This is a genomic window from Rhodococcus sp. O3, from assembly GCF_048897285.1.
GTDB lineage: Bacteria > Actinomycetota > Actinomycetes > Mycobacteriales > Mycobacteriaceae > Rhodococcus.
In genome coordinates this window covers 47,746-57,931 of sequence record NZ_JBMBTE010000022.1, presented here as the reverse complement: position 1 = coordinate 57,931, position 10,186 = coordinate 47,746, and the positions used below count along the sequence as shown (strand labels likewise).

9 protein-coding genes and 2 pseudogenes are annotated in these 10,186 nt (G+C 63.4%); 4 read left to right on the top strand and 7 right to left on the bottom strand.

Annotated features, from left to right (window positions below):
- The 4 genes and pseudogenes from ACN675_RS09420 to ACN675_RS09405 form a co-directional block, all read right to left on the bottom strand.
- A pseudogene (locus ACN675_RS09420) lies at positions 1-167 on the bottom strand (IS5/IS1182 family transposase); the annotation flags it as partial.
- 544 nt (positions 168-711) lie between these two features.
- Positions 712-1,494 carry a polysaccharide deacetylase family protein gene (locus ACN675_RS09415; RefSeq protein WP_420750603.1) on the bottom strand — a complete coding sequence of 261 codons (783 nt, stop codon included), beginning with the start codon at positions 1,492-1,494 and terminating at the stop codon, positions 712-714.
- A gap of 135 nt (positions 1,495-1,629) precedes the next feature.
- Positions 1,630-1,959 carry a hypothetical protein gene (locus ACN675_RS09410; protein ID WP_420750602.1) on the bottom strand — a complete coding sequence of 110 codons (330 nt, stop codon included), beginning with the start codon at positions 1,957-1,959 and terminating at the stop codon, positions 1,630-1,632.
- A gap of 32 nt (positions 1,960-1,991) precedes the next feature.
- Positions 1,992-3,191 carry a polysaccharide deacetylase gene (locus ACN675_RS09405; protein ID WP_420750601.1) on the bottom strand — a complete coding sequence of 400 codons (1,200 nt, stop codon included), beginning with the start codon at positions 3,189-3,191 and terminating at the stop codon, positions 1,992-1,994.
- Positions 3,192-3,858: 667 nt separating this feature from the next.
- Here ACN675_RS09405 and ACN675_RS09400 point away from each other — a divergent pair.
- Together ACN675_RS09400 and ACN675_RS09395 are read left to right on the top strand one after the other, a co-directional pair.
- Positions 3,859-5,085: a cation:proton antiporter gene (locus ACN675_RS09400; RefSeq protein ID WP_420750600.1), complete on the top strand. Its 1,227-nt coding sequence runs from the start codon at positions 3,859-3,861 to the stop codon at positions 5,083-5,085.
- A 28-nt stretch (positions 5,086-5,113) separates the two neighbouring features.
- Complete coding sequence (locus tag ACN675_RS09395) at positions 5,114-6,073, top strand: LysR family transcriptional regulator (protein WP_420750599.1); 960 nt, start codon at positions 5,114-5,116, stop codon at positions 6,071-6,073.
- A gap of 818 nt (positions 6,074-6,891) precedes the next feature.
- On the opposite strand, the gene ACN675_RS09390 is transcribed toward ACN675_RS09395, so the two are convergent.
- A complete protein-coding gene (locus ACN675_RS09390) occupies positions 6,892-7,266 on the bottom strand; it encodes a hypothetical protein (protein ID WP_420750598.1) in 375 nt (124 codons plus the stop codon).
- A 438-nt stretch (positions 7,267-7,704) separates the two neighbouring features.
- Entirely contained in the window at positions 7,705-8,517 is an 813-nt protein-coding gene (locus ACN675_RS09385; protein ID WP_420750597.1) for a polysaccharide deacetylase family protein, read from the bottom strand.
- Between the two features lie 260 nt (positions 8,518-8,777).
- Between ACN675_RS09385 and ACN675_RS09380 the strand changes: the two are divergent.
- Positions 8,778-8,964, top strand: a pseudogene (locus tag ACN675_RS09380) (transposase); the annotation flags it as partial.
- Here the strand turns inward: ACN675_RS09380 and ACN675_RS09375 are convergent.
- Positions 8,927-9,196, bottom strand: coding sequence for a hypothetical protein (locus ACN675_RS09375; RefSeq protein ID WP_420750607.1), 270 nt, complete (start codon positions 9,194-9,196; stop codon positions 8,927-8,929). The pseudogene ACN675_RS09380 and the gene ACN675_RS09375 overlap by 38 nt on opposite strands.
- Before the next feature lie 555 nt (positions 9,197-9,751).
- Here ACN675_RS09375 and ACN675_RS09370 point away from each other — a divergent pair.
- Entirely contained in the window at positions 9,752-10,183 is a 432-nt protein-coding gene (locus ACN675_RS09370) for a holo-ACP synthase (protein ID WP_420750596.1), read from the top strand.
- Positions 10,184-10,186 lie beyond the last annotated feature (3 nt).

The following is a 10,186-nucleotide window of genomic DNA, read 5'->3' as shown; positions in this document are numbered from 1 at the left end:
AGGATTTCCGCAGTCGTCTCGAACAGATAATGCTGCAGGCGACTTCGATCAGACCCTGATTCAGGTCGCCTCGTATCTCGGATACGTGTTCGCAGACGCTTGAACTGGTGCAGCCAAGCGTAGGTACGCTCGACGACCAAACGGACCTTGCCGAGCCCGGAGCCATGCATCGCAGGCCCTCAGGCCGACCGCCCGGGTTCACCACGGGCCCACTGTAAGACGGGAAGCACCTCGGGCAGCACGCGAGAGATCTGTGGAAGCAGTGTCACCGCAGCCACAGTCCCCCGAGAATCGTGACGAGTCAACAGACTTCCGAGAACAGGACTCGAACCAACCGGCAGAACGTGTCGCGATCGAACATATCTGGCGGTGAAGGATGCTTGTTCTGGGCCACCTCCCGCGAGTCGGCTGCCCTCCGACGCATTCTACGTCGCATCAGAGCGGTACGGCCGTCGGGAATAGCGTGCGGTATCGCCCATCACTCTTCATACTGCCTCGCTCTGCGACGCCGATTCCGGGCAGACGGCTGACCCCAGCGATCGTCATGCTTGATCGAGTACCTGAGACACCGCGCAGTGACCGGGCAGTCGCTACAGAACGACAACGGTGCCGGGGTTCGCGCCGCGGACGATGCGGCGTGGACACACGCTGTATGTTCCCGTTCCCTCCGCGAGGGTGCGGTGTGCCCACTGGTCGCAGCTTGTGGGACCCTCATGAGGTGTCATCGTCGAGATGAACAAACTGCACGCCCTGTCCGGTCAGAGCATCCAGTGCCCTGCGCAGTCCGGCCGCTGTTCCCGACGACGGTTGGTTCATGTGGGCGAGGACGATCCCACCATCAGGTGCCGCCAGGATCTGCCGCGCCACCGCATCGGATGTGGCCGTAGCGCCGAAATCCGCGTTCGTTGCGAAGCCCGCGAGGCGAACTCCCAGATCCCGGGCAATGGAGACGGCGACATCGTCGTAGTGGGCAGTGCCGGCACGGAACCATCGACTGTCGACGCCGACGCTGCGCAGCGTCTGGCGGTTCGACTCGATCTCCTCGATCACCGCTTCGGCGTCGACAGTGCCTGCAATGCCGTACGCAGCCCGGCCGGATACCGACAAGGGCACGTGCAGCGTGCCGTGGTTCTCGATGCGCAGCAGCGGGTGGGCCACCAACTGTTCGGTCGCGCCCGGGTTTGCGCGCACCCATCGCTCGTTGAGGAACACCGTGGCGGGGACCTGGTACTCGACGAGCGTGTCGATCAGGTGGGTGTCGATGTTCGAGCCACTCGGCCCACCGCACGCGTCGAATGTCAGCGCCATGGTGCGTCGACCATCGGATGCGGGTGCCACCGACGACTCGATCCCAGCCAGATCGGTGCCCCACTGCTGCGGTTCCAGACCCAGGTACCGCGAGGCATCGAAGGTGTGCGCGGGTGTCTCACCGGTCGTCGCGACGGAAGGCGTAGTGGGTACCGTCGGCTGTGAATACGTGTTCGTGATCGGCATCGCGGTCCCGTCGACCTCAGCGCTGAGCCCGCACGCACCGACTGGGGCCGGGACTGCAAGCGCGCCGAGTGCGAGAAGTTGTCGACGGGTGAGGGTTGGTTGTCGGGGCGTCATCGGTACATGGCCAACCGCGCGTCAGTTGCCGGCGCCGTGGTTGGGGTTGGTGCAGATGGTGCCTTCGCACGGCACCGTACCGGTGCCACCCTGCGGATTCTGCATCACCGCACCACCGTTGCCCTGCGGATCCGACCCCGCACCATGGTTGGGATTCGTACAGATCGTCCCCTCACACGGCACCGTGCCGGTGCCACCCTGCGGATCCTCCATCACCGCACCCTCGGTGTCGTATTCGCTGACCACAGTCGTCGTGGTTGTGGTCGTTGGGGTGTCGTCGTCATCGCCGCAGGCAGTGGCGAACAAGGTCAGCGCCGCCAAGGTCAGTACCGCGGTCGTGGTACGGATCATCGAGTTTCCCTTTCACGTAAGTGAGGTCGGAGTCAGAGGGCGGGCGCATCGGCAGCGACCGGAGCCTGCGCCTGCCACTCGGCGAGCAGCAGGGGATCCTGCAGTTCCATCCACGTAACGACGTCCGAATAGGTGGCGCAGTAGGTGTCGGGCAAGCCGCACACGTCTGACATGAAGTCGGCCGTGGCCGGGTTGAAGGCGTTACCGTTCCAGTCGTTGAAGTGGTTGGCGATCACCAGCGGTGCCCGATTCCCGTGGTAGGCCTCGTCGAACATGAATCTGTAGGTACCCGCGGTGATCTCGGCGGCCTGCTTGGCGGTGTGCGGCTGCTCCTTCGCTCCGTTGAGGGTGAACCAGAAGTTGTAGTCCAGAGCGGTTTGGCGTTTACCGAGCGGCGGAGAGTACACGTACGGGATCGGGAACTCCCAGACGCCGTCGATCTTCTCGGGCCAGAAGATCCCCGGCCGGTCGGCGGGCATTGACGAATCCCACGTCATGCCGAACTGATGCCAGGCCGGAATCAGCTGATCGAGTCGGCCTTCGAGGCACTGAGTGCGACCACCACGGACTTCCTCCGGTCCGAACAGCAGATCGGGCCCGGTGTTGATGTCGTTGTTGGCGCGCCAGTTCGCCATCAGGGAGTGGAACTGGCCGAGTTCGTGCACCCAGTCCGCGGTCGTCCACTGCGAGCCGTGATAGCCACTGCCCTTACAGAAGTGCCCGACGTAATGGGTGCCCATTTCATGCCCGTCCAGCCAGGTGTCGTTGAGATACCGGACCTGCTCGAGCACGTCCGCCTCATCGCCACCGAATGCGATCGCGGCCTGACCCGGCCTATGCCCAGGACCTTGATAGTGTCCGGCGTTGTCGTCGGTCAGGAAATACAGGCCGGTCATCAACGCCGAGAAGCGGGCATCGACCTGCTTGGCCGTGTCGAGGAACATGTCCCAGTTCGGTGTCAAACCAACCCCGTCGAAGGAGAACAGAACGAACTGCGGCGGCCTTTCCCCGGGCGCCAAGCGGCGCATCGGAACATTCGACACTGCACGGACTTTCGCCGGCGCGGGTGGCGCCGTGGTAGTCGGCGCGGGTTCCAGCACCAACCCGGGTGAAGTATCCGGGATTTCGTCACCGATCCCCGCCGCGTCACCACCGGCTCGCAGTACGCATCCGGACAGGGTGAGGGCCGACACGAGCAGCAGTGCAGCCGCGATCGTGCGTCCTCCGACCATCTCTACATCTCCTCAACATGTTCCGTTCGGGTCGATTGACATCGACACCAGAAGCCTCTGGTTCAGCTCCAGCGCTGCGCGACAGGCACCGCGATCCGCACCCCGACGGCAGCCGGGGATCCGCCCCGGGGCAGCCGTCGAGAACCCCGCGGTGTAGCCGAGTTCGGGTATCAGTCAGTTCGACGTAAGATCGGCTCCACGATCAATCTCTCCCGGCCACAGGCTGGTTTAGCAGAACCAACTGACATAGCGCCCAACACGAATCGCATCAGTCGCCGGAGCGACCGATGCCATCGACCAACCGCACAAACGGTAGCTGACCCAGTTGTCAACCAGGCGTGCAAATCGATGTGAAAATCTCCACGTATGCTGACTTCGGACCACTCAGCACCGAAGTAGCCTGCCGTTCGCCCAGGTAAAGCCCTTCGTCGATCACGTCCACAGTTGTCGGTTGTCGAAACCGAACTCTTCGCTGTTTTGCAGCCGGGGAATTACGACATATGGTGTAGCGCTCGACCAGGTCGGCTACGGCAATGTGACCGCCGAGTCGCTACCAGCAGGTATCAACCAATCTGGTCACCAAGGACTTTCGATCCGGACTGCGGCGACCGAGGGCTCTGCCGAGTCATCTGAGTCGACTCGGTCGGAATTCGAAAGGAGCGTCCTGGTGAGCGTGTTTGTCGTGGTCGGACTCTGCGTCGGAATTGTCTGCGCACTCGGTGCCCGGGGAATCGCAAGGCTCGGGCTGGCAGCGCCGCTGGTGATGGTTGGTGCAGGCATCGTGGTGTCAAGTCTCATGCATGAGGATTTGACAGATCTACTGAACGCCTCTGAAACCGAGCACGTCGTCGAACTGATTCTTGCGCTGCTGTTGTTCGTCGATGCCACAGAAGTCAGGAATGGACTGTTCGGCGGCGAGCGGTCGGTGTCGACTCGCCTGCTCGCTGTGGCCCTTCCGCTCTCCATGCTCGGTGCGGTCATCCTCGGCGCTCTTCTGCTGCCGTTCACCGCGGCAGCCACACTCGTGATTATCGCCTGCGTCGTGGTGCCCACCGACCTTGCACCGGCGTCGAGCCTTCTCCACGACAGACGATTGCCACTACGTGTGCGGAACATCCTCAACGTGGAGAGCGGCTACAATGACGGCGTTGTGGCGCCGATCTTTGTCGTCGCCCTGGCCTTGCTGGGCGATGATCACAGCGGCGGAAATACCGTCACTGCAATAGTTCACGGGTTGCAGTCGTCGCTTGTAGCAGGAGTTGTCGGCATCGCCGTCGGATTCGGAGGCGGTGCTGCGACCCGTGTGCTTACAGACCGCGCCCTCACAACGCCGCGAGGAATCCGGATGGGGGTGGCACTCCTCGCACTCCTCTCCTATTCCGCTGCCGGCGCGCTGTCCGCCAACGGATTCATCGCGGCTTTCGTGTGCGGTATCGCATATCACGCCCGCCGAAACGTGAACGGCGCAGACGACAATAAGTCCGAGCTGGAGCTCGCTGAGGATCTCGCCGGCCTGAGCAGCATGGCGATGTGGTTCCTCTTCGGCGCCACGGTTTCGTACCTCTTCGGCATTGGACTACCCGGATGGTATGTGTTCGTGTTCGTCGCTGCCGCATTGACGGTCATCCGGATCACCCCCATCCGACTCGCCCTCATCGGATCCGACTTGTCAACCCGTGAAAGGCGAGCGATTGCGCTCCTCGGTCCACGCGGCACCGCCTCGATCGTGTTCGGACTACTGGCATGGCGGGGAATATCGGACCTCGAGGACGCATCACTGGTCCTGTACGTCATGGCCGCGACAGTGCTCGGCAGCATTGCTTTCCACGGATTCGCCGTCAACCGAATCGGAACCGGCTACGCGCGAGTGCCGGCATCGTCGTCGGACGAGTGACCGAACAGCTCGGCGAAAGGATTTTCAGGTGTCGGTGCGGGTGACCGAGAGCCGACCTGCGGCGGCGGATCAGTCGCAAGAACATACTCCACCACCCTCGCCCAGGAGCAGCAGCACGGCATCCCCGGCTCTCCTCGACCTCCATCGGATCAGACAGTTCGCCGCCGTGGCGGAACACCTGAGCTTCACCACCGCGGCAAGGGAGCTACACCTGTGCCAACAGACAGTCAGCGGGACTGTCAAGTCCCTCGAACGCGATGTCGGCCTACCGCTCTTCGAGCGGGTCGGTGGCCGTATCCAGCTGACCCCGTCCGGTACGGCCCTTCGTGACGGCGCCCTCTCACTCCTCGACGCGGCTGCCGTGCTCGCCCGTACTGTTCGCGCCGTACACGACTCGGACCCGAGTACGGTCACCGTTGCCTACACTCCCGACATCGTGGTCGACGAGTTGCTCGACCTCGTTCCCCTCCCACATTCCGGTCCCCGCACGGCCTCTGTCGTGCTGCGCCAGATTCCGATCTCGGACCTCGGGGCCGAACTACGCTCGGGACGAGCGGACGTCGCGCTCTCGCGCAATCGAACAAGCACTGGCCCCCTCGAGTGCGTGACGATTGGCACCACTCCCCTGCGCATCGCGGTTTCAGCAACACATCGCCTAGCCAAGGCGGATACCGTGGCACTCCGCGATCTCCGCGACGACACGCTGCTCCTGCCCCACCCACCCAGCCGAGAAACGTACTCCCACTATCTGATGTCCGCGTGTCGGCAATCGGGCTTCGAACCCACCGCCGAGATCTCTCAACTGCAGGATCTCGCGCCGACCCTCTCCATCATCAGCACCGACCACCACTATGCCTTCGTCACCGCTGCGGCAGGGCATCACCACAACAGACGCGTCCGTGTACTCGACCTCACCGCCCGCACCTACGCGCCCGTATACGCCTCCTGGCTCCCACACACCACCGTTACGCGGTCGCAGCGGAAGTAATGTTCGTACAGCAGCGATTACCGAAAAAGAGGGGGCGAGGATCCTGGTCAGGAACGGTCACCCAGGCCGGGATTCGGCGTGTCACCACGGCCCGGATTGCCAACTAGCGCTTTGTCCGTTGCCGGAACGCGAGCGCTGTTGAACGGCGAGTCCATTGCCTGCAGCATCTCCAGAGCATCGACCTGAGCGCGCCTCGTCGACCGGGCCGCGCTTCGCCCGTTCGTCGGGCGGATCTTCGAGCGTAATACCCTACGTCCTCGAACCGTCGGAAGGGAGGTGAGCACCGCCTGGTCGCCTGCATTGAGTGGGCCGGACGGTTCCCGTCCTGCGCGCGCGATCCGGCCGTCGACGTACTTGCGCTCAGTGTGTTGAACGCGCCCGTAGAGTATGGCGAACAACGCCATGTCGTCGAGCCATCGTGTCGGCATTCCCACCTGCAGCTGGCCGTTTCGTCGGGAGCCGGTAGATCCCAGACGAAATGCATGAACCACGCTGCGCCGAGCAGAGCGGCCGCGAACGCGCGGCTCCTCCCCCGGCTCAGGTTGTGCTCCCCATCGCATCGGTCTCAGGAGGATCGGCAGACCCACCGCACTGTTACCGGGGAATGCCCAATGACGCGGCACCACCGTCCCAAATCGGATCCCCATCTGCGACAGTATTTCCTGCACCTGCGATCCGGGCTCCGCCTCGTCCGCGGCGAGAGAACGTAGATGAAATCCTCGACGACATCGAATCCGAGCCCGACGAACGAACGATGACGAAGGCATGTGCGGGACGCAGCGACGGAACAGCGCGTACACGCAGACCAGTTCTGCGCCTTACTCGGCGAGTGGGGCGGAAAGGGCCGCACTCCAGCGCTCCGCTGCATCACTCGGCAGAATCGCTGACCAGTTGGTGTCCAGGAGCTGGTCACCAACCACGCCCAGAACGACCGCCACGGTGCCGCCCGACACGACTGCGGGCGCGAGCAGTCGACGACGAGAACGCGTACTGCGGAACAGATCCAGTCGAACCAACATCAGCACTCCGACCACCACGAACACGACCCACACAGGCAATGTGACGGGTACCGCGCCGAACGACGCGATCAACTGCTCACCGTTCATCACACACAGGACCATCGTCGCAATCGCGATCGCCGCGATCCATGTTCGACGCCAGGGGAGCGATGGATCTGCGGGCAGACTCTTCATTCGAATCTCCTTGCCATGCACTGGGACACGCGGAGTCAGTGCCCGTTCGAGCACAGCGTCGGAAGTCCGTCTAGGGCGGCCGCGCCGGTGTGGGCGGTTCGGTCGCATCGACGGGTTGGGGAGCCGAGTCCGGTGCCGATGTACAACTGAGGGTCGCCGCGGGCGCCTTCGCCGATACCGCTTCACCGCGGAGACCGACATGGAGTCCGCTGTTGAAGGTATGCGGAATCATGTTGTCCGGATGCGGTTCACACTTCCAACCCTCGACGCCGACAGGATCACTGTTGCAACGCGCCGACGTAGTCGCCGGCGGCAGCGACGGCCTCAGCGACACAGACCACTCCCGCGGCCATCGGGGTGGCCGCGGGAGTGGTCCGCATGGCAACGTGCGTGGCTCTTCCCTTGTCGATACGTACGACTTGCTTGGCCTGCGTGTCTTCAGGTCTCGAAGATGTCGTCGAGGGTGACCATCGCGAGCTGGCGATCGCGGATGATGTCGAGGAGTTCTCCGTACACGTGTGTCACGGGTGGGTGGTTGGCGTGGCCGATCACGATGGTCTGTGGATTGAAGTACTTGTGTGCGCATTCGAGAAGGTACTGCTCGGTGATCAGACCCGAGTCCGACAACGATCCGTACCAGAGGGTGGGTACGGCGTAACCATGGTCGGCGGCGACAGAGTCGACGGTGGCGTTGTGATAACCGAACGGTGGCCGATAGTAGGGGGTGCCGTCGACTCCGAAGGTGTTGTGCAGAAACGACTTGGTCCGTTCGAGTTGCGACGCGACGGCAGCGGCGGTCAGCGAGGTGAGGTCTGCATGGTCCCAAGTGTGGTTGGCCAGCTGGATCTGGCCGGACTCGACCAACGGCCGCAGCTCATCCTTGTGGTCTGTCCAGGAGTCGAACACACCCGTGACGAAGAAGGTGAAGCGGGCGCCGCTGTCGCGCGCGAACTGCACGTAGGCGCCGACGACTTCTGAGCTGGCGCCGTCGTCGACGGTGAGCGCAATGTTGTTGCCGGCACCCGGGATTCTGGTGAGCGGCCCTGCAGGGGTAGGAAGGCGGGCAGATCTCGGCGGGGGACCGAGCAGGGGCGCAGGCTCTGCTGCGGCCAGACGGGAATCGGCAGGGGCCGCGCCGATTCCCGTCTGTGACACCGGCACCGGTTGGTCCTGAGCGGAAGATGCAGGTGTGCAGCCGGTCAGGACCGCTGTTCCCGCGGCAATCATTGTCAGAAAGGAGCGCCTATCCACAGATAGAGACCATAAGGACCATCGTCCAGGTACTGACTTGCGACGCGCGCACAGGTGCTATTCACCAGCGATTCCGTTGAGACTACAAGAACTACTTGTCATCGCCGGTTGACTCCAGGAACCACCCGCCGCCGAGGCGTCGTGCGTTCGACGGTGTCGCCGAGCGCGGCTCGACCGCACGCGGTATCAGGAATAGTGCGTGCCGGGCCGTTGCTGGTCACGCCGAATCGGATCGCCCGTCCGAGCAGGGGCCCACGGAGGCCGGGGACCTCGCCGAGCAGGTCACCGCGGTTCGACAACGCCGCCTCGATCGTGCGGGCCCGTTCACGTTCGTCTCAGCCGATGTGTTGCCGATGAAGTCCGAGAGAACAAGCAGGTCGTGAACGCGGTCCGATGGTCGCCACCGGGGTCAACGCCGACGGGCACCGTGAGGTTCCGGGCCTGCGTTGGCCACTGTTGCGCCCCGGGTTCGGCAGAGGCTCTCGATGTCCCGTCCGGTTGTTCCGGCCGGGATGTGTGGATGGCAGTGGGAGTGTTCGGCTTCGACGGGCGGGATCATCCCGATCTCGCCGTGCAGACGGCGAAGATCGAACCGGTCGATGTACCCGGCCGCCGCGATCCCGAGATCATCGATCGACTTCCACGGACCCTTGGTGCGGTCCAGTTCGGTCTTGAACAGCGAGTCGAACGTCTCGGCGAGGGCATTGTCGTACGGATCTCCCGGCTGCCGACCGAAGCGACCGCGCCGGCATCGGCGAGACGGTCATGACGGCGACGGTTGCCGGAGCGAGTGCCGACCGTCCGGGAAAGAAGCGAGCCGACACGAATACACGCCCGTGCATCCAGCCTTCTTCGAAGTTGACGTACGCATAGGACCCGGCGGCTGCCATCGCTGTTGCCGGAGCAATCGCAATGCAATGTCGCCTCGTTACAGATTCAATTACTCTGTGCGGAAGGTCACGATTATGCGCGGACAACGCTCACTTTCCAATACACATCCCGTCCGAAAACGTTGCTTTCACCCTCATTTCCACCCTCCGGGAGGCCGTTCTCAGCTGGGTCGCCGAAAATTGTGCGCGATACTTGTCGCATCGGGTCGGACACGGCCCATCGGACGCGTCCGGTGCAACAGGTCGATGAGGGACACCGAACCTCACACCCAGGTGTAGGCGTCCAGCGGTGTGCAATCGACGAGTCGTAGCGCTGTATCTGCAGCCGCCCGGACAGAAGCCGAATGAACGGATTCGAGAAGGAGGAGACCACCGTGTCATGTCGACTCGGATGCGACATCGTGTCTATCGAGGATGTGCGGGAGAGCATCACGCGGTTCGGTGAGCGCTACCTCGCCCGCGTGTTCACTCCGCACGAACGGTCAGTGTGCTCCGGGGACAACAATACTCAGCGGTTGGCTGCGCGCTTCGCCGGCAAGGAAGCAGTATTCAAGGTATTGCGTTCTCACGACGAAGCAGCGTCCTGGACGTGCATCGAGATTCGCCGTGCGGACTGGGGTGGGTGCGAGGTTCACCTGACAGGTGCTGCTGCGACTCTCGACCAGGCTGGTGGACTGAAAGACATCCAGGTCAGCCTTCCCCATGAACACGAGTATGCGATGGCGGTGGCGGTGTCGGCGGATTCGCCCGCCGGAACGAGCGAAGATGCGAGATGATAT

Bases quoted from the DNA above. Each gene is read 5' to 3' on its own strand.
- ACN675_RS09415 (WP_420750603.1), bottom strand. From the start codon at position 1,494: ATGCCGATCACGAACACGTATTCACAGCCGACGGTACCCACTACGCCT.
- ACN675_RS09410 (WP_420750602.1), bottom strand. From the start codon at position 1,959: ATGATCCGTACCACGACCGCGGTACTGACCTTGGCGGCGCTGACCTTG.
- ACN675_RS09405 (WP_420750601.1), bottom strand. From the start codon at position 3,191: ATGGTCGGAGGACGCACGATCGCGGCTGCACTGCTGCTCGTGTCGGCC.
- ACN675_RS09390 (WP_420750598.1), bottom strand. From the start codon at position 7,266: ATGAAGAGTCTGCCCGCAGATCCATCGCTCCCCTGGCGTCGAACATGG.
- ACN675_RS09370 (WP_420750596.1), top strand. From the start codon at position 9,752: ATGAACGGATTCGAGAAGGAGGAGACCACCGTGTCATGTCGACTCGGA.